We start from the raw sequence: 23,080 nt of genomic DNA, 5'->3' as shown, positions 1-23,080 counted from the left end.
GCCCGCACCTGCCGGTGCCCGACCGCGCCCGGCGCGGCCCGTCGGCCGCCGCCCCCGCGACATCGCCGCCTGGCGCGCCCCCGCGATGGCCGCCGGCGCGCTGGCCCTGGCCGTCGTCTCCGCCGTCCTGGCCATCCTCGCCACCGTCGACGCGATCGACGCGGCGTCGAAGGTGTGCGGCAAGAAGGAGAACTGCTCTCCCACGCTCAGCGGCCTGGTCGGCGACACCTCCATGCGGCAGTACGTGCTCGCCGGCCTGCTCACGGCCGCGGCCGGACTCGTGCTCGCCGCGCTCGCCCGGCGCGAGGTCCGGTCCGCGCCCAAGCGCTACGACGCCCGTACGGCCGGCACCGCGAGCCTGCTCGCCAGGTTCGCGCGTCCGCTGGCCTGGACCGGGCTCGTCCTGGCCGCCGTCGTTCTCGTCGCCTACGAGATCGCCCGGCAGTTCGTCTGACTCCGGGCCCGTACGGTGCCCGCCGGGCGGACCGCTGGGCGGGCGCACCACGGGCGGCCCCAGGGTTCGCCGCGCGCCCATACAGCGAACTGACTCTTGCGTGAGAACGTGGTGTTCCCCCGGCCGCACCGGGCGGAGAGCACCACAGAGCACGAGCACAGGCACAGCACGAGCACAGGCACAGCGCGACACAGCACGGCAGACCGGAAGTTCTCCGAGGCGTCGAGGAGCGGATGTGTACGACTACGTGATCGTGGGAGCCGGATCGGCGGGCTGCGTGCTGGCGGCCCGGCTGACCGAGGATCCGGACGTGCGGGTGGCGCTGGTGGAGGCGGGCGGGCCGGACGACGCGCCCGAGATCCACACACCGGTGGCTTTCGGCAGCCTGTTCAAGACCGAGCTGGACTGGGACTACGACACCGAGCCGGAACCCGCCCTCGACGGCCGCCGGGCCTACTTACCGCGCGGCCGGATGCTCGGCGGCTCGTCCTCCATGAACGCCATGGTCTACATCCGCGGCGACCGCGCGGACTACGACGAGTGGCCCGGCCTCGGCGCGCCCGGCTGGGCGTGGCAGGACGTGCTGCCGTACTTCCTGCGGGCCGAGGACAACGAGCGCGGGGCGAGCGCCCTGCACGGCGCGGGCGGCCCGCTGACCGTCAGCGACGGCCGCTCCCGGCACCCGCTGATGGACGCCTTCGTGAAGGCCGCGCGGCAGGCCGGGCTGCCGTACAACGAGGACTTCAACGGCCCGCGGCAGGAGGGCGTCGGCTACTACCAGCTCACCCAGCGCGCCGGGCTGCGGTGCAGCGCCGCCGTCGCCTACCTGCACCCGGCCCGGGACCGGCCCAACCTCGACGTGATCACCGGCGCCCTGTGCCACCGCGTGCTGTTCGAGGGCGACCGGGCCGCCGGGGTGGTCATCGAGCGGGCCCACGAGACGGCGGAGCTGCGCGCGGCGCGCGAGGTCGTGCTGTGCGCCGGGGCGTACAACTCGCCACAGCTGCTGATGCTCTCCGGCATCGGCCCGGCCGCCGCCCTCGCCGCCCTCGACATCCCGCCGCGCGTCGACCTGCCGGTCGGCGCCAACCTCCAGGACCACCCGCACGTCGGCCTCGCCTACCGTACGAGCGCCGAGACCCTGCTCAGCGCGCGCACCCCGGAGAACCTGGCGCTGCTGACCGAGGCCGGGCGCGGCCCGCTGACCTCGAACATCGCCGAGGCGGGCGGCTTCCTGCGCACCCGGGACGGGCTGCCGGCCGCGGACGCGCAGCTGCACGCCGCGCCCGTGCTGTTCCTGGACGACGGCCTCGGCGCGGTGACCGAACACGCCTTCACCATGGGCGCGCTCGTGCTGCGGCCCACCAGCCGCGGGCAGGTGACCCTGCGCTCCGCGCTCCCCTCGGCCATGCCCCGCATCCAGCACAACTACCTGGCCACGCCCGAGGACCGCGACACGCTCGTACGGGCCCTGCGGACCGTGCTGGAGATCGCCGAACAGCCCGCGCTCGCGCGCCACCTGAGCGCGCCCCTGCGCGTGCCGCCCGGCGCCGCGGCCGCCTCGCACGCCGACATCCTCGCCTTCGCGCGGCGCGGCGCGCAGTCGCTGTACCACCCCGTCGGCACCTGCGCGATCGGCGCGGTCGTGGACCCGGAGCTGCGCGTGCTGGGCGTGGCGGGGCTGCGGGTCGTGGACGCGTCGGTGATGCCGTCGCTCGTGCGCGGCAACATCAACGCCCCGACCATCATGATCGCCGAACGGGCCGCCGACCTGATCCGCGGCGGCACACCGGCCGCCTCTCCCGCTCAGGCGGCCGAGGCGGCGCAGGCGGCGGGTGCCCCGGGGGCCGCGGGCGTCGCGGGGTGACGGGCGCCGGGGCCCCGGCGTGTCCCGGCCCGGGTGACCGGCCGCGCGGCGGCGGCGGCCGCGCGGCGGCACCGGGCGGGCCCACCGGCCGGACGGCCGACCCGTGCCGACCCGTACCGGGCCGTGCCGACCCGTACCGGGCCGTGCCGACCCGTACCGGGCCGGTGCGGGCCCGCTCGGACCCCTCCGGCTACCGGCCTACGAGCCCGCCCGCGGCCCCTGGCCCGGCCCCGCCGCCCCGGCCGCGCCTGCGTCGGCGTCCGCCTCGTGCGGCTCCCGCGCGGCCAGGCGCAGCACGGCGCCGCGCAGGGCGTCGAGCTGTTCGCCCGCGGCCAGCTCGTGCAGGGCGGTCTCGGCGACGGCGGCGACCAGGAGGGTGGCGACGGGCTCGGCGGGCCGCCAGCCCAGGGCCGCCAGGTCGGCGACGGCGACGGCCGTGAAGGCGCGGTTGCGGGCGCCGACCTCGGGGCCGAGGTCGGCGTCGGTGCGGGCCTGGACCAGCAGCGCCTTGGTGGCGGGGTCGGCCAGGCAGCCGTCGAGGTAGGCGGCGATCCCGGTGGCGAGCCGGTCGCGGCCGGGCGGCAGCGGCGCGGTGGCCGCCTCCACCGCGCGCGCGAGGCGGTCGTGGAAGGCTCGGTGCAGGGTGACCAGGTACGCGTGGCGGCTGCGCCAGTGCTGGTAGAAGCTGCCCTTGGCCATGCCCGCCGCCGCGACGACCGCGTTGACCGACAGGCGGGGCACGTCCGTGGTGGCCAGCAGCCGCAGCCCGGCGTCGAGGAGCGCCCGCTGCCCCGGCTCAGCCGGCCGCACGGCGCCCCTCCCGCGACTCGGACTCCGACCCCGGCTCCGACCTCGGCTCCGGCTCCGGCTCCGGCCGACCGTCCGGCCGCTCCCGAGGCCGCTCCGGCGCTTCCGCTCCGTCCGGCGCGTAACCCTCGTACGGCCGGGAAGTCCCAGGCGCCCCGGACTCCCCCGGCCGCCCGGCGTGCTCGCGCAGGAACGGCAGGACGTGGGCCAGGAACAGCTCCGGCCGCTCGTTGTACGGCTCGTGCCCGGTCGGCAGCGCCGACGAGGCCGCGTCCGGCAGGGCCCGCCGCGCGCGGCGGCCGTCCGTCGCGGCAGGCACCACCGGGTCCCGGCGGCCCCAGACCAGCAGCACCGGCACGCCCGTGCCCGCCGGTCCGGCGGCCGGGTCGGTCAGGTCGAACCCGGGCTCGGCGAAGCTGCGCCACAGCGCGCAGTGCACGGCCAGCCGCCGCGGTTCGCCGGGCACCGCGCAGGCCCGCGCGTACGTGGCGCGGATGCTGTCGGTGGCCAGCCGCCCCAGGTACGCGCGGGCCAGCGGGCGCACGAGCCACCGGGCGCGCGCGGGACGGCCCATGACACGGCGGCAGAACGCCCGGGTGACCGGCGAGTGCCGGGTGAAGCCGCCCGGGGAGACCAGGACCACGGCGGCCGTCGCGGCCGTACGGCGCCGGGCCAGCCGGGCGGCGACGTATCCGCCGACGCTGTTGCCCACGACCGCGAACCGGCGCAGGCCGCGCGCCGCCAGCGCGTCGAGCACGTCCTCGGCCACGTCCACCAGGTCCTCGGCGCCGACCCGGTCCGGGTAGGGGGCGGTGGACCGGCCGAACCCCGGCCAGTCGGGCGCGGCGACGGCGAACTCCCGCTCCAGCGCGGGCAGGACGGCGTCGAAGTCCCGGCTGTCGCCCGGGTTGGCGTGCAGGAGCAGCAGCGCGGGCGCGTCGTCGCCGACCCGTCCGGACAGGCGCACCGACACCTCGCCCAGCGCGGTGGGCACGGTCAGGAACTCGGCAGGCCGCGACTCTTCGTTGAGGGGCATGCCCGAGACCGTAGCTATGACCGACCGGTCGGTCAAGGCTGGGCGCGCGGACGCCCAGGCGGCGGGCCGCGGCGCCGTGCCGCGCGCGGCGGTTCCGGAGGGGAAGGCCGGGGTGGAAGGCCGGGGTGGTACGGGCCAACGCGTCCATGAGCCAGCCGACGAACCCGGACCTGGCCGGCGGGGGCGGGCTGAAGGCCGGTGTGCCACCGGCTATCGCATAGGGTGACGCGCCCACCGCGTACGCCCTGGGCCGCCCGGAAAAGCGACGCGCGCGGGAAATCCGTACGCCGGGGTGGCGGGCGCCGGGCGGCGGCCCTACGCCTTCGAGCCCTTCGGGCCGTCCCCGTCGCCGCCCTCGGCCGCCTCGGCGGTCCCGTCCGTCCCGGCCGCCTCGTCCGTCCCGTCCGGCTCCTCGTCCTGGCCGCCGTCCTCGAAGTAGGCGTCGAGGACCGCGTCGAGCTGCGCCGTCCACTCCTTGAGCGCGCTCTTGGCGGGAGCGTCCACGTCGCCCTGGTACCAGCGGCGGGAGGTGGTGTAGACGGTGACGGAGAACCGGCGTCCGAAGCGGGGCGTGTCGATCTCCACCGCGCCGATCTCGTCCCAGTCGAACTCGGCCGTCTCGCCGTCCAGCCGCAGCGTGACGCCCGCGCGGTCGGCGCGGATCGTGCTGCGCCGGTCGGCGGCCTCGAAGACCGGCCCGCCGTCGGCCCCGCCGTCCTCCGGCGCGCCCTCCGGCTCCGCCAGGTCTTCGGCGTCTTCGGCCTCTTCCGCGTCCTCGACCAGCTGGACGGGCGCGTCCGCGGCTTCCGCGGCGGCGTCCTCGGGCGCGTGCTCCTCCGCCCGCTCCTCCGCGGCCGCCTCCTCCGCGCCGCCGGATGGCGGGGGCGTCAGGCCGGGGATGTAGGCCGGGTCGGTTCCGGCCGCGGGCATGGGTGGGGTGATCGGACCTGTGCGCTGCTCCACGGCGGGCAGTATCTCCGATAAACCTGTACGGGCGACAGGCGGCTCACGCCATCGACCGCCCGGGCCGCCGCCGGAGCGGCCCACGAGCGGCTGCCACGCGCGTCCGTCGTCGCCCGTCGGCGGACCCTCGCCGACGGCCCCCGACCGCACCGAGACCGCCCGCCCCGGCACCGCCGCGTGTCACGGCCGCGCCGCCCGGCCGCCGGAGCCGCCGCCGTCCGCTTCGCCCTCGCCGCCGCCCAGCCGCGCGGCCAGGAGTTCGGCCAGATGCAGTCCGCGGCGGTCGGCAAGTTGGTCCAGTTGCGTTCGGCAGGAGAAGCCGTCCGCCAGCACGACACCGTCCCGGGGCAGGTCCCGTACGGCGGGCAGCAGGGCCGTCTCCGCGACCGCCGCCGACACGTCGTAGTGCCCGCGCTCGGCGCCGAAGTTGCCCGCCAGGCCGCAGCAACCGCCGACCGTACGGACCGACGCGCCCGCCGCGCGCAGCAGCCGCTCGTCGGCCTGCCAGCCCATCACCGCGTGCTGGTGGCAGTGCGGCTGGGCCACGGCCGTGACGCCGTCGAGGCGCGGCGGGGTCCACTCCGGGCGGTGCCGGGCGAGCAGTTCGGCCAGGGTGTGCGTGGCCTCGGCGGCCCGTACGGCGCGGGCGTCGTCCGGGCCGAGCAGGGCGGCGGCGTCGGCGCGCAGCACGGCCGTACAGGACGGCTCCAGCGAGACCACCGGCACCCCGGCGGCCAGGTGCGGGCCGAGCGCGTCCAGGCCCCGGGACAGCACGCGCCGGGCCGTGTCGAGCTGCCCGGTGCTGATCCACGTCAGCCCGCAGCACACCTTCCGCTCGGTGAGCCGGACGGCGAACCCGGCGTCCTCCAGCACCGTCACGGCCGCGACGCCGACCTCGGGCGTGAAGTGGTCGGTGAAGGTGTCGACCCACAGCAGTACGGGCCGTGCGTGCGGTGGAGCGGCCGTACGGGCGGCGAGCCACTGCCGGAAGGTGCGCGGCGCGAAGCGCGGCAGGTCCCGGCGCCGGTCCACGCCGCCCAGCAGCTTGGCGGAGGCGGCCACCGGCGGCAGCGCCAGCAGCCGGTTGACCGCGCGCGGCGCGAGCGCGGCCAGGCGGGCCCAGCGGGGCAGGGCGCCCAGGGAGTAGTGGGAGGCAGGGCGCAGGCGCCGCCGGTAGGACTGGTGCAGGATCTCCGCCTTGTACAAGGCCATGTCCACGCCCGTAGGGCAGTCGGAGGCGCAGCCCTTGCAGGCCAGGCACAGGTCCAGGGCCTCCAGCGCCTCGGGCGCGCGCCACCCGCGCGGGGTGAGGGAACCGGAGACCAGCTCCTGGAGCACCCGCGCCCGCCCGCGCGTGGAGTCCTTCTCGTCCCGCGTGGCCAGGTAGGACGGGCACATCACGCCGCCGCCCGCGGTGGTGTCGGCCCGGCACTTGCCCACGCCCGTGCAGCGGTGCACGGCGGCGTGCAGGTCGCCGCCGTCGTGCGGGTAGGCCAGGGCCAGGTCGCGGCGCGGCAGGCGCGGCCGGGCGCCGTCGGGCGCGGGCCGCAGGTCGGCGTCGAGCGGGCGGGGCCGTACGATCACGCCGGGGTTCAGCACGTCGTCCGGGTCGAAGACGCCCTTCACGGCGGCGAACGCGGCCAGCGCGTCGGCCGAGTACATCAGCGGCAGCAGCTCGCCGCGCGCCCGCCCGTCCCCGTGCTCTCCGGACAGCGAGCCGCCGTAGGAGGCGACCAGCCGCGCGGCGTCGCACAGGAAGCCGCGGAAGTCGGCCGTGCCGCCGGGCCGGTCCAGCGGGAAGTCGATACGGACGTGCAGGCAGCCGTCGCCGAAGTGCCCGTACGGCACGCCCGTCAGGCCCCGGTCGGCCAGCAGCGCGTCGAAGTCGCGCAGGTAGCCGCCGAGCCGGTCGGGCGGGACGGCGGCGTCCTCCCACCCGGCGTGCGCGGGCTTCCCGGCCGGGCTGCGGGCGGCGAGCCCGGCGCCGTCCTCGCGAATGCGCCACAGCGCCGCGGCCTGCGCGGGGTCGGTGACGACGACGGCGTCCAGCGCCCCGGCGCCGGCGGCCAGCGCGGCGGCCCGGTGCGCGGCCTCGGCGGGCGTGGCCCCGGGCACCTCGGCGAACAGCCAGCCGCCGCCCGCGGGCAGCGGCGGCACGGCCGCGGGCCCGCGCCGGTCCCGTACGACGCCGACGATCCGCGCGTCGATGCCCTCCAGCGCCACCGGCCCGTGCGGCAGCACGGCGGGCACGGCGTCGGCGGCCGTGGCCATGTCCGGGTAGCCGAGCACGGCGAGCACGGTCGCGGCGGGCGCGTCGACCAGCCGCAGGGTCGCGCCGAGCGTCACCGCGCAGGTGCCCTCGGAGCCGGTGAGCATGCGGGCCACGGCGAAGCCGCGCTCGGGGAGGAGGTGTTCGAGGGCGTAGCCGGAGACCTGGCGGGGGAAGCGGCCCAGCTCGGTGCGGATGACGGCGAGGTGGGCGCGGGCGACCTCGGCGAGGCGTTCCAGCAGCGGGGAGTCGGCCCCGGACCCGCTGTCGAGGCTCAGCCGCTCGCCGGTGCCCGCCAGCACGTCCAGCGCGAGCACGTTGTCGCTCGTACGGCCGTAGGCGAGGGCCCGGGAGCCGCACGCGTTGTTGCCGATCATCCCGCCGAGGGTGCAGCGGTTGTGGGTGGACGGGTCGGGCCCGAAGCGCAGCCCGTACGGGCCCGCGCGGCGCTGGAGGTCGGCCAGCACCACCCCGGGCTCGACCACGGCGGTACGGGCGTCGGGGTCCACGGCCCGCACGGCGTTCAGGTGCCGGGAGAGGTCGAGGACGACGCCGGTGCCGACCGCGTTCCCGGCGATCGACGTGCCCGCGCCGCGCGAGGTCAGCGGCACCCCGGCCGCCCGGCACACCTCCAGCGCGGCGGCGACCTCGTCGGCGTGCCGGGGGAAGGCGACCGCGCGGGGCAGGACGCGGTAGAGGGAGGCGTCGGTGGAGTACTCGGCCCGGCGCCGCGTCGAGATGTCGACATCGGCGAGCCCGGCACGGCGCAGCCGGGCGGCGAGGTCGGCGGCGCCGGGCGGTTCGGGGATGCGGGCGGCAGGGGTGGCGCGCACGGGCACGTCCTCGCTGGTGGTTCGGTGGCCGGTGGTCAGCCGGGACGCCGCTGCCTCATGCCGTGGCCGCTGACCGTCAGACGCGCTGGAGATACCAGTGCTGGTTATGGTCCTGACTGTAGGAGGTCCAGTCCCCCCAGTACGAGTACTGGTTCACCCGCGCGGCCGGTGCCGTGCTTCGGTTGACGACGTCGATGACCTTGCCGCTGTTCCGGTTCTTCAGCTTGAACACGATGCCGTCGGTGTCCGAGGCACCGGCGGGAACGGGGAGCCATTCCTTGTGCGAGCCGCTCGGGTTGGCGCGGGTCAGGATCTCCGCCGCGTTCGCTGTCGACCCGCCCACCACCTCAAGGTAGCGCTCCCGGGCGGCGTCCGCGTTCCTGATCCGGTAGCCGCCGCCCGGCACCGGGACGAGCTCCCACTGCTCCGCGGCGGCGCCGGAGTAGTCGTTCTGGACGATGTTGGCGCCGTCGCCTGTCCAGGACGGGTCCTCTAGTTGGAGGTGGAGGCTGCTGAGCGTGGACTGGATCGTGTAGGTGCCGCTCAGATCCGGTGTGCTGATCGCCACCGGTATCGTTCCGGTGGTGACTCCGTCGATCTGCACGTGGATGGCTCCGTTGGTGGTGATCGGCATGGTCGTCGCCGTGGGCACGGAGGATGTCGCGTTGGTCAGCTGAGGGAATTCCAGCGTGAAGTCGACGGTGTTGGCCGTGCCGCTGGAGAACGGCCCGAGCCCGCCCGGCGGGTGCACCCGCACGAAGGGCGCGATCTTCGTGTCCGGCACCAGGCGGATGTTGCTGAGCTGCGCGACCTCTGCCGTGCCGAGTTCGATGATCTTCGCGACGATCTCGTCGGGCCTGATGCCCTCGGCGTACGTGCCCAGGGTGGCGGAGGCCATTCTCTCGCCCTGGCCCGGGTTCCCGCCGATGTGGGACAGCGGGCCGGGGTCGCTGTTCAGTCCCACTCCGTTCGTGCTGATCACCAGGACGAAGATCTGCTCGTTCTGGAGTTTCTGGGCCACCGACACCTCGGTGATGTCGTAGGGCAGGCCGGTGACGCCGGAGCGGATCGGGTCGTGGCCGGGCGCGTCACCGAACCACACGATGATCCGTTTGGCGTTCTCGCGCCAGCCGATCGACCCGCTGGGCGGCTGTGCGAGTTGGTCCAGGGCGTAGAACTGTCCCTCAGCGGTGTCTCCGCCGCCGCCCACGTCCCAGGCGTTCATGCCGCTCTGCACCGCGAGGGTGTCGCTGGTCAGCGACACCTGATGAGCGAACCAACGGTCCGTGGGCTCCACGATGTCCCGGTAGTTGCCCACACCGAACCGGATGTCCGCACCCACCCCCACCGCTTCCTGCACCAATCTGCTCAGGATCTCGGATGCGCCCGCCTTCACGCTCTCGATGACGGGGCCCATGCTTCCGGTGCTGTCGGTGAGGAAATACACGTCGATCCTGGGTATGGTGCCTGTCGCGGGAACGTTCACCTGAAGGTTCTGGTGGAGGACGTCCGCCGGGTTCTGGCTGACCACGAGGTTGAGGCTCGACGGGCTCTGAGTAGACATGAGAAATCTTCCTTTCTCGTGCTGGTTCTGTCGGTCTGGCGATGAATTCCGTAAGGAGGGGTACGTCCGGGAAAGACGAACAGGTGCGAGGGAGTGCGGACAGAAAAAGGGAAGGCGGGTTCTCCTACGCGACCTGCCGCCAGTGCTCCGGAACGGGTTCAGGATAAATGGGATCGCCGTTGGCCCGGTCCTTGTAGAACCAGTGATGGAACTCGGCCGCATCGGTGATCCGGTTCTGGTATCCGCGGCTGTTGTCGATGTCGTCCTGTGCGCGCGCGTAGTTCGAGCGGCGCTGATGGCGTCTCCGGCAGATCTCGTAGTCCATGCGGTGCAGGTGAATGAGATACAGGTGCGGATCCGGGTTGGTGCCGTAGTCGGCCCGCTCGTGGAAGCCGCCCCGCCACATCATCGGAACGCGGGCGAGGAGCGGTTTGGAGTACAGCGGGTTGGCGAACCACGCCGATCTCTGGCAGAGGATCTTGCGCGCGGGGTCGAAGGCCGGTTCCTGGTCCCTGAGATGCAGGATCTCGTATCCGGTGCAGTTGACGTAGTCGTCGCCGAAGTGGTCTATGTACGTCCCGAGATCGCAGGTGTGGGGGTCGGGGGCGACGATCTCGTCGACGTCGGTGCAGAGCACGGTGTCGTAGCGGTCCACGAGCTCGTGCTGGTGCCGCTGGACGAGGTCACGCTGCCAGTCGCTGCTGAACACCTCCTGGTGGACGGGTATGTGGACGAACCGGTTGGCCGGACGAAGATCCGGTGAGGGCCGGTGGTGGAGCACATAGATGTCCTCGGGTGGGAAGAAGCGGGAGTAGTAGCGCAGCCAGATGGGGAGGAATTCGGGTTCCTCGCGGACGAGGGTGAGCACGGCGCGGGTTTTCCGGTGGCCGGTGGCCTCCCGGAGCGCCCACTGCTGCTGCGATCCGCCCCAGAAGGAGTGCAGGGCGACGCTGGCCGCGTCGTCGTCCCGCGCGTCCCAGAGGTCCAGGCACGTGCCGTAGGCCAGATTCTCCAAGGCGTACCGGCCCGTATGGAGAGGGACGAGACGCCAGCACTGGAGCGGATTCCCCCGGTCTGGTGCGAGTACGACCTCCGCGGCTCCAGCCGAGACGGCCGCGGTCAGGAAAAGGCCGCTTCCCGTATTCCTGACCAGAAAGGTGTGCCGCCCTCCGCAAGCGGGCTCCAGCCGCCACTGCTGTACGGGTCGGCGGTCCGCCGCCGGCCACGACTGGCGCACCCGGTGACCGTCGGCGGTCAGCACCTTTCCGCTGCTCGCACTGACGATTCCGAACTGAGCGCCGGGCACGGTCATGGTCTGCTCAGCACCTTTCCGCTCGTGCTCCGCGCCGTCGGTCCGCGGCACGACGGCAGGCGACACCTCCGAAGCTAACTCCTTTCCGCGGGGTTGTCCTGCCGGAGCCGGACACGAGGAGTGGCAGGGGACAACGCTCCGCCTGCGCCCGACTTCGCCCGCGGCAGATCACTCGTCTCACGCTGCGGAAACAGGCGACCGCATGTATATTTCTCGGCAGATCATCCCTTTCTTTCCGGGCGGGACCCGTGGTCATCCGCGGGCCGGCCGTATCCACCGGACACGAGGATCACGCACGATGTCCATGCTTGCCGCATCCGGCGTCGGCGCGGCCGCGCTGACAATTTCAGCGCTCGCCCTCGCCAGGAATTCCGGTAAATCCGGTGAAGAAGTGGCCGCGGGAGACCGGAGGACGCCGCGCAGTGTTTCCGTGGTGATTCCGGCGCACAACGAGGAGACGACCATCGCCGAGACCATCCGTTCCTGCCGGGCACAGACCCATCCCCTCGACCAGATCATCGTGGTCGCGGACAACTGCTCGGACCGCACCACGGAGATCGCGCGCGGTCAGGGAGCCGTGGTCATCGAGGGCCGGGGCGGCTCCAAGGCGTCGGCACAGAACCTGGCCCTGCCCCACATCACCAGCGACGCCGTGGTGGCCCTCGACGCGGACGCCACCCTGAGCCCGGACGCGGTGGAACTGATGATGGGCACCCTGCGCGGTGGCCGCGCGGGCACCTGCACGTCGGCACGGCCCAAGGACACCAGCACCGTCTACAGCCAGTACCGCACGCTCTACCACGCGATCGCCAACGGCTGGGTGCGCCCCCTGCAAGACCGGCTCGGGCGGCAGTTGGTCCTCAGCGGCATGTCCAACTGCCACCGCACGGACGTGCTCCGCGAGGTCGGCGGTTTCCCCGACGACAACATCACCGAGGATTTCAACCTGACCTGGACGCTGCACCGCCGCGCCCAGCCGGTCGGCTTCACCCCCAAAGCCTTCGTCTACACCCAGGAGCCCGCGTCCCTGTCCGAAATCCTGTCCCAGATGCACCGCTGGACAGCCGGGTTCGCGCAGACGATGGTCCGGCACCGTACGCCGCTGATGGACGTCGCGTCACTGATCGTCGTCGGCACGCAGGTCGTCGACGCCGCGCTCGGCGGCGTCGCGATATGCAGTCTGCCGCGCTACCTCGCCCGTCATGGCTGCCCACGTGGCCTGCTGACCTGGTGGAGCCCGCTCTGGGCGGCCGTCATGCTGTCGTCGCTCGGTGTGGCCGTCCGGCAGCTCGGGTGGCGGACGACGGCCAAGTGCCTTCCGGGCTGGGTGGCGATGCAGGGTCTCACCGGGCCGTTGATCGCCTGGTGGCTGTTCCGCGAGTGGGTGCTGGGCCGTCACCTGACCACCTGGACCGGTCGGCACGGGTGCCGACCGGCCATCACCCCCATGCCGCGCGGCCGCAAGGCGGTGCTGGCGGCCGGCGGGCTTGCCACCGCCGCCCTCCTGGGAGTCCTCCGCGCGGCCCCGGGACATGACCCGTCCGCGGCCGCGCGGAGGCGGCGCCTCCCCGGGTGAAGGACGCGAGCCCCGCCCGGCGCGCGATGCCCTCCCAGCGCCCCGCCCGCCGCGCCCGCGCCCCTGCCGTGACGTGTCACTCCAGGTCGGCCCACTGCCGCCGGAGGCTGTCGCGGGCCCGGTCCAGCTCGCGGTACAGGGCGCGCTGCGTGACGTGGCGGCACCACGCGTCTTCCACCGCCACGAGTACCGACCACAGGCGGTCGCGTAACGTCCTCTCGGGCGGATTCACGAAGCGCTGAATGGTGCGCTCGGTGTTCGTCATCGGGCGGTCGCGTCGCCGATGTCCGCGCGGAGTCATTCGGCCCCTGAGTTCTTCCGGGTGACGGCGATGCCAGTGTCACTGCCGCTTCCTGTGGTCGGCGACGACGGCGTACGTGTGCCCGCTGAGCACTCGGCGTCGATTCCCCGCCATGCGAATCGACCAGATACTGGTCGACTCCGCTCCGCCCCGAGGACTTTGACAGCGGGTCGAGTCCGACGATGACGAGGACCGGATATCCGATGGCGGCGGTCCACCACCACGTGAGGTTTATTCGGGCCCGCAGGCTGTAGGGCTGGAGTCCGTCGACGGACAGCAGAATGTGATCCTGGCACGCCAGGGTCACTCCCGGAGTGGCGGTCTCGTCCGTGACCGGCGGTACGACCAGGTCGAGGGCGATCGCGAGGCCGCGCATCTGCCGTTCGACGTAGTCGGCGGTCTCCACGGGGTGCCGGGGTTCCGGGTGGGTGATCAGCAGGGTGGGGATCGGCAGGGAATCCCACACTTCCACCCATGTCCACGTGGTCACCGTGTTGAGTAACGCGCGGGAAGGCGGCGACGTGCTCACGGGCGCACCGCCGTCGCAGCGGTGCGAAGCTCGAACCAGACCCGCTTTCCGTCCGGCGTCCGGTCCACCCCCCACGTGTCGGCGGTTCTGTCGATCAGCGCCATGCCGCGCCCGCTTTCGGCGAGGAAGTCGGGGCGGAGCACGACCGGCGGGGTCGGATCGGTGTCGCTGACGGCGACGCGCAGGGAATCGGCGAAGTACTGGATCACGATCACGCAATACGGGGAGTCGGTGTGCTTGACGACGTTGCTCAGCAACTCGCTCAGGCACAGGGCTACGTCGTGGGATAAGGCGGAGAGGTCCCACAGCCCGAGGTGCGCGCGGACGATGCCGCGCACGGTGGGGATCGCCTCCGGGCTGAGGTCGAGGGACTGGGCGAACTGGTGTGTGAAGTCCTCCGCTGTGGTGCTCATGGGCCCTCCCGATGGTGGCGCTCCGGAGTCGGAAGGTCCGGTAGCGTCACGATGCAAGGTCGCCACTCTGTCTCGGCAGGTGGTGGCGTCTAGAGTGCCCCTCCGGGGGCCACCATGCAAGCCTGTCACGTCGCTTATGAAAATTTGCACGCTTGTGGGTGACGGGTGTAGAAGGGCTTGCGGAGCAGGTGGCGTGTGATCACCGCTCCGGGCAGACTGACCCCAACGACCGGGAGGGACAGCAGTAGATGAGTGCGCCAACGGTCCGCCGTCGGCGGCTCGGTGCCAAGTTGCGGGCGCTGCGCCTCGAACGGAAGCTCACCCTGGAAGAAACGGCCGACCGGTGTAAGGACTTCACACCGTCGAAGCTGTCGCGCATCGAGACGGCCCGTACCGCCGCGAAGGCCGAGGACATCGAGGCACTGCTCGACGTCTACGGCGTGGACGGCGAACTGCGCGCCGCCTTGCTCACGTTGACGCGCGACGGCGGCAAGCGCGGCTGGTGGCAGTCGTACCGGGGCGTCCTGACGCCGCTGTACGAGGACCTGATCAGCCTGGAGTCCGAAGCCTCGGCCGTCAGCACGTACCAGCACGGCGTCATCCCCGGGCTGCTCCAGACCGCCGCGTACGCGAAGGAGACGCTGCGGGCCACGGCCATGACCGACGCTCTCGCCGAGCGGGTGCACGCGCTCGTGGAGGTGCGGCTGGCGCGGCAGGCCGTACTCACCAGCCGCGACGAGCCGCTGCACCTGTGGGCCATCATCCACGAGGCCGTGCTCAGGATGGAGTGCTCCAACCCCGCGATCATGCGTGAGCAGCGACAGAAACTCCTCAGCGTCGCCGAGCTTCCGAACGTCAGCATCCAGGTGATGCCGTCGAATGTGGCCCCGCACCCGGGTGCCGGTGGCGCGTTCACCATCCTGGGCTTCCCCGAGCACACGGACCTGGACGTGGTCTACCTCGAACACCTGACCAACGCCCTGTACGTGGAGGACTTGGCGGAAGTCAAGGTCTACGGGCAGGCGTTCGAGTGGCTGAGGGCCGCGGCCCTGTCCTTCGAGGACTCCCTCGCCTTCATCGCTGGATTGGATGCCAAGACATGACGAAACGCATACCCGACGCCTCGATACTTCCCGTGCGCTGGAAGAAGTCCAGCCGGAGTCTCGCGCAGGGTGACTGCGTCGAGACGGCGGAGATGGACCTGAGCGCACTTCCCTCGGCCTGGCAGAAGTCGAGCCACAGCCTCGCTCAGAGCGACTGCGTGGAGACGGCGGTGGCCGGGCCGCGCGTCGCGGTCCGCGACTCCAAGAACCCGACCGGCCCGGCGCTCCTGTTCGGCCGCGACTCGGTGCACGCCTTCCTGGAGGGCGTGAAGTCCGGCGCCTTCGAGGCGTAGAGCCGTAGACCTGTCGAGCCGTAGGCCGCGCCTGCGACGACCGGCCCCCGCTCCCGGCCCGACGCCGGGAGCGGGGGCCGGTCTACTCGTCCAGCCCTTCCAACTCCGCCCCCACCCGGCGGTCGATGGCCAGCGAGACCTCCGCGTACACCGCCTTCTTCAGCAGCGGCAGCACCCGAGGCTGTCACCGTGACGTCTCGCGGGTCCAGTCGCCGCGGTCGCCGAGCTTGTGGTTGTCCCGGCTGCGGTGGGTCTTCGCGTGGGATTCGTTCTGGGGGCGAGGGACGATGTGGTCGAGCCGGGGCAGGGTGTCGGTGATGAGCAGGCGTCCGTGCCGCATGGAGCGTTGCCAGACATCGCGGACCTCGTCGGTGTCCGGCCAGATGGAGAAGAGCGCTTCGGCGAGGATGGGGCCGGTGTCGACGCCGGGGTCGATCGTGTGGATGGTGACGCCGTGCAGGTGCTCGCGGTTGTGCAGGGCCCAGTTCACCGGTCGTACGCCCCGGTACTGGGGCAGGCGGCCGGGGTGGAAGTTGATGATCCGCTCGGCTCGGGCGATGAGGTCGGGGCCGATGATTCTGTCGTAGAGGATGGAGAAGACGAGGTCGAACCGTCCTCCCAGGTCGCGCCAGTCGCCCGAGCGCACCAGGCGGGTCGCGGGCCAGCGGCTGGCCACGTGGTCGGACAGGCGGATGTCCCAGTCGGGTTCGCGGGCGACCGGGACCACGGTGTCCAGGGTGGTTTCGGGCAGGGCGGCGATCGTCTCGCAGGCGTGGGCCGCCAGGCCGCCTTTCCCGAGCACGGCTGCGCGTTTCACGGCTCGTGGTCTCCTCTCCTGAACTGCGTTCGCTGCACGGATGGTTCACGTCGCATGGTGGGTGAAAAGTCTGCTATTGTCCCGTGATCAGTCGATCTCCAGTGCCCCGGGCGCGCCCCCGACGCACCAGACAGGAAGCCTCGCGATGTCCAGCGACCCCCACAGCCCTCTGCCGTTCGGTCCTGACCGGGCGTTTCGCCTGATCGTGTCGGGAGGCGGGACCGGCGGGCACACCTACCCGGCGCTGACCGCGGTGCGCACCCTCGCCGCGCGGCTGGCCGTGCACGGCCGGGCGCTGGAGGTGCTGTGGGTCGGGGCGGCGGGCGGTCTGGAGGAGCGCGTCGCGGCGAGCGAGGGCATCGCCTTCACGCCGGTGGCCACGGGCAAGATCCGCCGCTCCCGCAATCCGCTGAAGATGCTGTCGGTGGCGAACGCGAAGGACATGGGCCGGGTGCCGCTCGGCGTCGCCCAGGCCCGTACCACCGTGGCCGCTTTCCGCCCTGACGTGGTGCTGGCCACGGGCGGCTACGTGGCGGTGCCGGTCGGTCTGGCGGCGAAGCTGTGCCGGGTGCCGCTCGTGATCCACGAGCAGACCGTCCGGCTGGGCCTGGCGAACAAGGCGCTGGCCCGCGCGGCGGCCCGGGTCGCGGTCTCTTCGGAGGCGTCGCTGGAGCTGCTGCCTGAGGGCGCCCGGCGTACGGCCGTGGTGACCGGCAACCCGGTCCGGCCGCAGGTGCTGGCCGGGCAGGCGGACAAGGCGGTGGCGGCGCTGGGCCTGGACGGCTTCGACCGCGGGCTGCCCACCCTGTACGTAACCGGCGGCGCGCAGGGTGCCCGGCAGATCAACCAGGCCGTGACCGCGATCCTGCCGTGGCTGCTGGAGCGGGCGAACGTCATGCACCAGTGCGGCCCGGCCGCCGTCGAGGAGCTGACCGCCCGCGCCGCCGCGCTCCCGGCCGATCTGGCGGGCCGCTACTTCCTCACCGGCTTCGTCGGCGCCGAACTGCCGGACGTACTCGCCTTGGCCGACGTGTTGGTCTCCCGAAGCGGCGCGGGCACCATCGCGGAGATCACCGCGCTGGGCAAGGCCGCGGTGCTGATCCCGCTGGCCACCTCGGCCGGGAACGAGCAGGCCCACAACGCCGCTCACCTGCACGAGTCCGGGGCCGCCGTCGCGCTGCCCGGCGAGGTGACCCCGGACGCGCTGCGCGAGGCGGTCGCCCCGCTGCTGGCCGACCCGGCGCGCCGCGATGAAATCGCGAAGCAGGCCCGTGCTCACGGCCGCCCCGAGGCCGCCGAGCGGCTGGTCGACGTGCTGCTGTCGGTCGTCGCGGAGGGCCGCGCGTAGGACCCGAGGGCGGAGTGCTCGACTGTGCCGGGGCAGGTGGCGCGCAGCGCGCGTTCGAGCACGGTGACGACGTGGTCCGCGTCGGAGCAGGTCATGGCAGGGTGGAACGGCAGGGTCAGAATCTCCCGGGCCGTCATCTCGGTGGCGGGCAGGTCCCGGTGCCAGCGGGAGAAGGCGGGCTGGAGGTGGTTGGGCGGGTAGTGGACGCCCACGGCAATGCCCTCGGCCTGCATCACGCGGAAGACGGCATCGCGCCTGGGGACACGGACCACGCAGTTGAACGGGACCGTGCTGTCGATCCCGACATCGACCAGGACCGCTTCGCCGACGTTGCGCAGCGCGTCCTGGTAGGCACGCCACAGTGTCCCGCGCCGAGCCGCCGAACTCTCGAAGTGCCGCAACTGGACCCGGCCGATCGCGGCGTTGATGCCTGACAGCGGTGCGCGCAGGCCGGTGCGTTCGACGGTGTACGTGGTGGTCCGCAAGCGTTCGCTCTGCGGCTGGACGATGCCCAGCATGCGCAGGCTTCGGGCCGAGGTGGCCTCCTCGGGCGTACGCGGCACGACGACTCCGCCCTGGCCGCAGGTGAGCTGCTTGATCGGGCCGAAGGAGAAGCAGGTCGCCGCCTGCGGGCGGGCCCCGACCCGGTGCGGGCCGCAGAAGGAGCCGAACGCCTGGGCGGCGTCCTCGACGACCGCGATGCCGCGGGCCGCCAGGGTGCCGTGCAGGCCGCTCAGGTCCACGGCCCGCCCGCCGTAGAGCACCGGCATCACGGCCCGGGTCTCCGCGGTGATCGCGTCCATGACGGTGCACGGGGTCACGCACAGCGTGCCGGGGTCGACGTCGGCGAAGCGCGGGACTGCCCCGCACATCAGGATCGCCTGCACACTCGCGCAGAAGGTCATCGACGGCACGACGACCTCGTCGCCTTCGCCGATGCCGCGGGCCAGGAGTGCGATGTGCAGGGCGTCGGTTCCCGAGGCGACGGCGACGACCTCGGGCACGCCGAGGAACCGGGCCAGTTCGCGCTCGAATGCCTCCGTCTCCCGGCTGTGCCCGTACTGGCCACCGGCCAGCACGGCGGCCACCGCTTCCGCCTCGGGGCCGTGGAGGAAGGGCTTGGCATTGGCGCCGACCTGGCTGCTCTGCGTCGTGGACATACGGATCACCTGCCGGGGGTCGAGGGGGCGGAGAGCTGGAGCTGAGCGGTGGAGGCGCGCAGCATCGGCGCCCACCGGTCCGGGTGGGCGCGGTACCACTCCACGGTCTGCGCCAGGCCCTCTTTCAGGTCGTGGCGGGGCTGGTAGCCGAGGCTGTGGACGGCCTTGGAGCAGTCCATGGAGTAGCGCAGGTCGTTGGCGGGCCGGTCCGGGACGTAGGTGACCGCGTCCCAGTCGGCGCCGCAGGCGTCGAGGATCAGCGCGGTGAGTTCGCGACCGGACAGGTCCGTTCCCCCGCCGAGGTTGTAGACCTCGCCCGGCGTGCCGTGGCGCAGAACCAGGTCGATCCCGGCGCAGTGGTCGGCGACGTGCAGCCAGTTGCGGATGTGCTGCCCCTGCCCGTGCAAGGTGACCGGTTCGCCTTTGAGGAGCCTGGTCACGAACAGCGGGATGATTTTCTCCGGGTGCTGGTTCGGCCCGTAGTTGTTGCTGGCCCGGGTGACGCACACCGGCACGCCGCTGGTGTGCCAGTACGACAGCGCGATCAGGTCGGAGGCGGCCTTGGACGCCGCGTACGGGACGGAGGGGCGCAGCGGGGACTCCTCGGTGGCCGAACCGGTCGGCAGCGAGCCGTAGACCTCGTCGGTGGAGACGTGGACGAAGCGGCTGACGCCGAAGCGCTGCGCGGCGTCCAGCAGGGTCTGCGTGCCCATCACATTGGTGGCCAGGAAGGCGCCCGCGGCGTAGAAGCTGCGGTCGACGTGGGATTCGGCGGCGAAGTGGACCACGGCGTCGTGGCGCTGGACCAGCCGGTCGACCAGCGGCCGGTCGAGGATGTCACCCTCGACGAAGGCCAGCCGGGGAGACAGGAACGCTTTCCCCAGGTTGTGGATATGCCCCGCGTAGGTGAGCGCGTCCAGGACGGTCACCTGGCCGATGTCGTCGGCTTTCAGGAGGCGCTTGACGAAGTGCGAGCCGATGAACCCGGCTCCGCCGGTTACGAGTACGTCCATGGCTGTCGGCCAATCTGGGAGGGCCGGGGATCGCCCGGCGGGCCTCAGGCGGTGTGTCAGGAGTGATGTCGGCCGGTCTGCTGCGGTCGACCGGGCGCGGCGTCGGCCGCTGGTCTCAGTGGTCGGAAAGCTGGGACTTCGGTGGGCCGGGAGCGTGCAGTGGGAGGCGGACCACCACCGTCTTGCCGCCGCCGTCCGGGTCGAGAGGCATGCTGATCGTGCCTCCGGCCTCTGCGACCAGGCGGCGCACCAAGAGCAGACCCCATCCTCCGCTGGCGTCGGCGTGGGGTTCGGGAAGTGCTTCGGGACGGTAGGGGTGACGGTCGTGGACAGCGAGCCCGAGCCATCCGTCGTGGGCGGCGAGGGCGATGTCAAAGGTCGCCGACGTGACGACTGCATGCTGAACGCAGTTCGTGACCAGTTCGTTCAGCGTGATCAGGGCAGTGTCGGCGACCGGGTGCTCTCGCTGCATGCCCAGGGCCGCAAGAGCATCGCGCACCTCCTGGCGGGCCCGCGGCACGGCCGCAGCCGTCGCGGGCAGGGTCAGCCGCATGGCTCCCCCGACCTCGTGAAAGGCGATCGCCTCGAGTTCCCCTGCGACGCCTGCGTTGCCGCCTGGTCGTGAGAGAACCGGTCCCGACGCCGGCCGCTTCCCCAGGGGCGTAGCAGCAGCTTTCTGGTACAGCACGCGTATGAGCCGCCTCTCTCATCTGCCGGGCGGAGTCGATCCGGGTCAGTGAAGGAAGGAAACCGGCGGCGACGGCCGTGACGGTATGGTGAACTGGGATCACTCACAGTTCATTCACGCTCACCAACGATGACGCGGGGCGGGGGCCTCGATGGACGCGCAGGACCAGGAGACCACTACCGTCCAGCAGGCCGCCGAGGACTTTGCGGCCGAGGTCGCGCGGTGGCGGGACGTACGAGGCATGTCCAAGCGGGCCTTGGCACTGGCTATGGGCTTCGACCCGTCGTACGTCAGCCACATGGAGTCCGGCCGCCACAAGCCCAGCGAGGAGTTCGCACGGCACGCCGACAAGGCCCTGAACGCCGGGAAGGCGATCTGGAGGCGCTGGTGCGACTACGAACAGGCCAGAGCCCGGTCCCGGCGCCCTTCCACGATTCCACCAGTTCCGCGCAGGCCCGAGCAGCCGTACGCGACCGGCTCCGCCCTCGTCGTCGAACACGACGCCGCCCGCCTCCAGTACGACGGCCGCTACTACCGTCTCACCATGAGGCGGTTGCTGCGGAACACCGGCGAGCAGCCGGTGACCCGCTACCTGATCCGCATCTCTGTGGACCGCTATCCCGGTAACCCGGAGCAATCCAACGTCCACTACCGGACCCACCCGCTGACCTGGGCCGAACTCGGTCTCACAGCCACCTGCCGGGGTGAGGCCATGCGCTGGCAGGCCAAGCACGACCGCGACGCCTTCAAGGAAGTCTGGCTGCTGTTCGACAACGAACGCGGCCGCTTCCCGCTCTACCCCGGCGAGTCCGTCTGGATCGAATACGCCTACACCGTGGGCGATGACAAGTGGGGCGACTGGTTTCAGCGGGCCGTACGCCTGCCCACCGAGCACCTGGAAGTCCAACTGGTCTTCCCCGCGGCCCTCGATCCAGTGGTCTGGGGTACCGAGACCTCCCTGACAGCCGAGGCGTCCCCGCTTCGGACCCCTCCCGTATGCAGCGACGACGGCGAGCTACGGCTGATCACGTGGACCACGTCCACACCCGCCCTGCACGCTCGCTACCGTCTGGAATGGCGGTTTCGGGCACGGCTCGAAGCGACACAGAACCAAGGGGAGTTCAGGTGATTGACGTGCGGCCAAGCCAGCGCATGCGCGACCTCGGCGTCGTCCAGGACGGCGCCGGAATCCTCGCCGAACCGGCCCGCGTCTTCGACCTGCCCGCCGAGCGCGACGAGGCCGAACGCACCGTGGCCGAGTTGTTCGCCGCCATGGAGCGGATCGGGCAGGTCCACCCCTTCGCCAAAGGCATGGGTATCGCGGCCCCGCAGATCGGTATCTCGCGTGCCGCCGCCGTCGTTCAGCCGCCCGGCGACGCTCCCGCCATCATCCTGCTCAACCCGCGGATCACCGCCAGCTCTGACGAAGCCGACGAGCAGTACGAGGGCTGCCTGTCCTTCTTCGACGTCCGCGGCCTCGTGCCCCGCCCGCTGCGGATCACCGTGGAGACCACGGCACCGAGCGGGGAGATCGTCGCCACGCAGTACGAGCGCGGCCTCGCCCGGCTCATCCACCACGAGATCGACCACCTCGACGGCCTGCTCTACACCGCGCGGATGCGACCCGGCGTCGAACCGATCCCAGTGGAGCAGTACCGGCAGACGGGCCGGGCATGGGACTACGACAACGCCTGATCACCGAGTGCCCAGGCCCGGCCGGGACGCCGGGAGCGGGGGCCCGCCTACTCCCCCAGCTCCTCCAGCTCCGCCCGCACCCGGCGGTCGATGGCCAGCGAGACCTCCGCGTACACCGCCTTCTTCACCATCGGCCGCACCCGGTGCAGCGTCTCGGTGAGCCGCTTGACGTCGTCCTCCGACAGCCGCCTGCCCGGCGCGCCCGCCTCCGGGCCCAGCACCTCCGGGATCAGGTGCTCGCGCATCAGGCCGGTGAAGCCCTCCACCAGGGCGTCCACGTGCTCGCGCAGCTCCCGGCCGTACGACAGCATCGCCGACAGCGGGATGCCCTCCTTGACCAGGTCCGACGACGCCTCCAGCAGGTCGCGGCTGGAGTGGACCAGGCGGGCGCCGTCCACCGCGATGTATCCGATATCCAAAGCGGCGGCCAGGTTCTCCGGGGTGGCCTCGCCCGCGTAGTACTCGGCGATCCTGCCCGGGCTCAGCGAGACCCGCTCCTCCTCGGTCCACGGCGAGGCCGCGTCCAGGCCCAGCAGTTCCGCGGTCCGGCCCGCGTCGCGGCCCGCGGCGAAGGCCGAGATGAGCTCGCCGATGCCGCTGAGGGTGTGGCCGCGGGCGAGCAGTGAGGAGATGGCGCGCAGCCGGGCCAGGTGGTGGTCGTCGTAGTAGGCGGTGCGGCCCTTCAGGCGGGGCGGCGGCAGGAGTTTGAGCTGGCGGTAGTAGCGCAGGGTGCGCATCGTGATCCCGGCCAGCTCGGCCAGTTCGGCGGCCCGGAACTCGCGCGGCTCGTCGGCCCGGCTCGCCTCGGCCCGGTCCACCTCGGCCCGGCTTGCCTGGGCCGGGCTCGCCTGGGCCGGGCCGGGCCGTTCCGCGGCGGCGGCGTCCGCCGGGCCGGGCCCGGCGGCGTCCCGGCCGCTCTCTCGCCGCTCCACGCCCGGAGTCTACCGCCCGGAAGTTTGTGGGAGGCGGCCACTACCCACGGGTAGCCCGTTGGCCGTACCCTCCTCATGCGCCAGTAATCACTGGCGCATGAGTCGGC

General features: G+C 72.6%; 20 protein-coding genes and 1 pseudogene. 8 read left to right on the top strand and 13 right to left on the bottom strand.

Features of this window, described 5'->3' with window-relative positions:
- Both RKE29_RS00435 and RKE29_RS00430 read left to right on the top strand, forming a co-directional pair.
- Positions 1 to 454: pseudogene (locus RKE29_RS00435) on the top strand (hypothetical protein); the annotation flags it as partial.
- A 235-nt stretch (positions 455 to 689) separates the two neighbouring features.
- Positions 690 to 2,321, top strand: coding sequence for a GMC family oxidoreductase N-terminal domain-containing protein (locus RKE29_RS00430; protein ID WP_312002904.1), 1,632 nt, complete (start codon positions 690 to 692; stop codon positions 2,319 to 2,321).
- Between the two features lie 198 nt (positions 2,322 to 2,519).
- Here the strand turns inward: RKE29_RS00430 and RKE29_RS00425 are convergent, their stop codons facing one another.
- The 6 genes from RKE29_RS00425 to RKE29_RS00400 form a co-directional block, all read right to left on the bottom strand.
- Positions 2,520 to 3,131 (bottom strand): TetR/AcrR family transcriptional regulator, encoded by a 612-nt coding sequence (locus RKE29_RS00425; protein WP_312002903.1) that lies wholly within the window; start codon positions 3,129 to 3,131, stop codon positions 2,520 to 2,522.
- Entirely contained in the window at positions 3,118 to 4,164 is a 1,047-nt protein-coding gene (locus RKE29_RS00420; RefSeq protein ID WP_312002902.1) for an alpha/beta fold hydrolase, read from the bottom strand. Before RKE29_RS00420 ends, RKE29_RS00425 begins: the two co-directional genes overlap by 14 nt.
- A 315-nt stretch (positions 4,165 to 4,479) precedes the next feature.
- Positions 4,480 to 5,127 carry a hypothetical protein gene (locus tag RKE29_RS00415; protein ID WP_312002901.1) on the bottom strand — a complete coding sequence of 216 codons (648 nt, stop codon included), beginning with the start codon at positions 5,125 to 5,127 and terminating at the stop codon, positions 4,480 to 4,482.
- A gap of 180 nt (positions 5,128 to 5,307) precedes the next feature.
- Positions 5,308 to 8,229: an FAD-linked oxidase C-terminal domain-containing protein gene (locus tag RKE29_RS00410; protein ID WP_312002900.1), complete on the bottom strand. Its 2,922-nt coding sequence runs from the start codon at positions 8,227 to 8,229 to the stop codon at positions 5,308 to 5,310.
- A 76-nt stretch (positions 8,230 to 8,305) separates the two neighbouring features.
- Entirely contained in the window at positions 8,306 to 9,793 is a 1,488-nt protein-coding gene (locus RKE29_RS00405) for an RICIN domain-containing protein (protein ID WP_312002899.1), read from the bottom strand.
- A 124-nt stretch (positions 9,794 to 9,917) separates the two neighbouring features.
- On the bottom strand, positions 9,918 to 11,105 hold the full coding sequence (locus tag RKE29_RS00400; protein WP_312002910.1) for an RICIN domain-containing protein: 1,188 nt from the start codon (positions 11,103 to 11,105) through the stop codon (positions 9,918 to 9,920).
- Here RKE29_RS00400 and RKE29_RS00395 point away from each other — a divergent pair.
- The gene (locus tag RKE29_RS00395) at positions 11,104 to 12,681 is read left to right on the top strand and encodes a glycosyltransferase family 2 protein (protein ID WP_312002898.1); all 1,578 of its coding nucleotides are present in this window, start codon (positions 11,104 to 11,106) and stop codon (positions 12,679 to 12,681) included. The two genes, RKE29_RS00400 and RKE29_RS00395, sit on opposite strands and share 2 nt — an antisense overlap.
- A 76-nt stretch (positions 12,682 to 12,757) precedes the next feature.
- Here RKE29_RS00395 and RKE29_RS00390 read toward each other — a convergent pair whose 3' ends face one another.
- Together RKE29_RS00390 and RKE29_RS00385 are read right to left on the bottom strand one after the other, a co-directional pair.
- Positions 12,758 to 12,946, bottom strand: a complete 189-nt coding sequence (locus tag RKE29_RS00390; protein WP_312002897.1) for a hypothetical protein — start codon at positions 12,944 to 12,946, stop codon at positions 12,758 to 12,760.
- A gap of 561 nt (positions 12,947 to 13,507) precedes the next feature.
- A complete protein-coding gene (locus RKE29_RS00385; RefSeq protein WP_312002896.1) occupies positions 13,508 to 13,924 on the bottom strand; it encodes an ATP-binding protein in 417 nt (138 codons plus the stop codon).
- 248 nt (positions 13,925 to 14,172) lie between these two features.
- Between RKE29_RS00385 and RKE29_RS00380 the strand changes: the two genes are divergently transcribed.
- Both RKE29_RS00380 and RKE29_RS00375 read left to right on the top strand, forming a co-directional pair.
- Positions 14,173 to 15,027: a helix-turn-helix transcriptional regulator gene (locus tag RKE29_RS00380; protein ID WP_312002895.1), complete on the top strand. Its 855-nt coding sequence runs from the start codon at positions 14,173 to 14,175 to the stop codon at positions 15,025 to 15,027.
- Positions 15,024 to 15,320 carry a DUF397 domain-containing protein gene (locus RKE29_RS00375; RefSeq protein WP_312002894.1) on the top strand — a complete coding sequence of 99 codons (297 nt, stop codon included), beginning with the start codon at positions 15,024 to 15,026 and terminating at the stop codon, positions 15,318 to 15,320. Before RKE29_RS00380 ends, RKE29_RS00375 begins: the two co-directional genes overlap by 4 nt.
- A gap of 184 nt (positions 15,321 to 15,504) precedes the next feature.
- Here RKE29_RS00375 and RKE29_RS00370 read toward each other — a convergent pair whose 3' ends face one another.
- Positions 15,505 to 16,137 carry a formyltransferase family protein gene (locus tag RKE29_RS00370; RefSeq protein ID WP_312002893.1) on the bottom strand — a complete coding sequence of 211 codons (633 nt, stop codon included), beginning with the start codon at positions 16,135 to 16,137 and terminating at the stop codon, positions 15,505 to 15,507.
- 145 nt (positions 16,138 to 16,282) lie between these two features.
- On the opposite strand from RKE29_RS00370, the gene RKE29_RS00365 reads away from it, so the two are divergent.
- The gene (locus RKE29_RS00365; protein WP_312002892.1) at positions 16,283 to 17,485 is read left to right on the top strand and encodes a UDP-N-acetylglucosamine--N-acetylmuramyl-(pentapeptide) pyrophosphoryl-undecaprenol N-acetylglucosamine transferase; all 1,203 of its coding nucleotides are present in this window, start codon (positions 16,283 to 16,285) and stop codon (positions 17,483 to 17,485) included.
- Here RKE29_RS00365 and RKE29_RS00360 read toward each other — a convergent pair.
- The 3 genes from RKE29_RS00360 to RKE29_RS00350 form a co-directional block, all read right to left on the bottom strand.
- A complete protein-coding gene (locus RKE29_RS00360) occupies positions 17,413 to 18,645 on the bottom strand; it encodes a DegT/DnrJ/EryC1/StrS family aminotransferase (RefSeq protein WP_312002891.1) in 1,233 nt (410 codons plus the stop codon). The two genes, RKE29_RS00365 and RKE29_RS00360, sit on opposite strands and share 73 nt — an antisense overlap.
- A gap of 5 nt (positions 18,646 to 18,650) precedes the next feature.
- A complete protein-coding gene (gene rfbB / locus RKE29_RS00355; RefSeq protein ID WP_312002890.1) occupies positions 18,651 to 19,658 on the bottom strand; it encodes a dTDP-glucose 4,6-dehydratase in 1,008 nt (335 codons plus the stop codon).
- 115 nt (positions 19,659 to 19,773) lie between these two features.
- Entirely contained in the window at positions 19,774 to 20,211 is a 438-nt protein-coding gene (locus RKE29_RS00350) for an ATP-binding protein (RefSeq protein WP_312002889.1), read from the bottom strand.
- A 391-nt stretch (positions 20,212 to 20,602) separates the two neighbouring features.
- Here RKE29_RS00350 and RKE29_RS00345 point away from each other — a divergent pair, with 391 nt between their 5' ends.
- Together RKE29_RS00345 and RKE29_RS00340 are read left to right on the top strand one after the other, a co-directional pair.
- Positions 20,603 to 21,475, top strand: a complete 873-nt coding sequence (locus RKE29_RS00345) for a helix-turn-helix transcriptional regulator (RefSeq protein ID WP_312002888.1) — start codon at positions 20,603 to 20,605, stop codon at positions 21,473 to 21,475.
- A 5-nt stretch (positions 21,476 to 21,480) separates the two neighbouring features.
- Positions 21,481 to 22,041, top strand: a complete 561-nt coding sequence (locus tag RKE29_RS00340) for a peptide deformylase (protein ID WP_312002887.1) — start codon at positions 21,481 to 21,483, stop codon at positions 22,039 to 22,041.
- 47 nt (positions 22,042 to 22,088) lie between these two features.
- Here the strand turns inward: RKE29_RS00340 and RKE29_RS00335 are convergent, their stop codons facing one another.
- Positions 22,089 to 22,973 carry a MerR family transcriptional regulator gene (locus RKE29_RS00335; RefSeq protein ID WP_312002886.1) on the bottom strand — a complete coding sequence of 295 codons (885 nt, stop codon included), beginning with the start codon at positions 22,971 to 22,973 and terminating at the stop codon, positions 22,089 to 22,091.
- Positions 22,974 to 23,080 lie beyond the last annotated feature (107 nt).

It is taken from the genome of Streptomyces sp. B1866 (assembly GCF_031932565.1).
Lineage (GTDB): Bacteria > Actinomycetota > Actinomycetes > Streptomycetales > Streptomycetaceae > Streptomyces.
This window is presented reverse-complemented; position numbering and strand designations above follow the sequence as displayed.

Coding starts and splice junctions, on each gene's coding strand:
- RKE29_RS00365 (WP_312002892.1), top strand. CDS start 16,283: ATGTCCAGCGACCCCCACAGCCCTCTGCCGTTCGGTCCTGACCGGGCG.
- RKE29_RS00390 (WP_312002897.1), bottom strand. CDS start 12,946: ATGACGAACACCGAGCGCACCATTCAGCGCTTCGTGAATCCGCCCGAG.
- RKE29_RS00395 (WP_312002898.1), top strand. CDS start 11,104: ATGGTCTGCTCAGCACCTTTCCGCTCGTGCTCCGCGCCGTCGGTCCGC.
- RKE29_RS00385 (WP_312002896.1), bottom strand. CDS start 13,924: ATGAGCACCACAGCGGAGGACTTCACACACCAGTTCGCCCAGTCCCTC.
- RKE29_RS00375 (WP_312002894.1), top strand. CDS start 15,024: ATGACGAAACGCATACCCGACGCCTCGATACTTCCCGTGCGCTGGAAG.
- RKE29_RS00360 (WP_312002891.1), bottom strand. CDS start 18,645: ATGTCCACGACGCAGAGCAGCCAGGTCGGCGCCAATGCCAAGCCCTTC.
- RKE29_RS00420 (WP_312002902.1), bottom strand. CDS start 4,164: ATGCCCCTCAACGAAGAGTCGCGGCCTGCCGAGTTCCTGACCGTGCCC.
- RKE29_RS00380 (WP_312002895.1), top strand. CDS start 14,173: ATGAGTGCGCCAACGGTCCGCCGTCGGCGGCTCGGTGCCAAGTTGCGG.
- rfbB (WP_312002890.1), bottom strand. CDS start 19,658: ATGGACGTACTCGTAACCGGCGGAGCCGGGTTCATCGGCTCGCACTTC.
- RKE29_RS00400 (WP_312002910.1), bottom strand. CDS start 11,105: ATGACCGTGCCCGGCGCTCAGTTCGGAATCGTCAGTGCGAGCAGCGGA.
- RKE29_RS00350 (WP_312002889.1), bottom strand. CDS start 20,211: ATGCGGCTGACCCTGCCCGCGACGGCTGCGGCCGTGCCGCGGGCCCGC.
- RKE29_RS00405 (WP_312002899.1), bottom strand. CDS start 9,793: ATGTCTACTCAGAGCCCGTCGAGCCTCAACCTCGTGGTCAGCCAGAAC.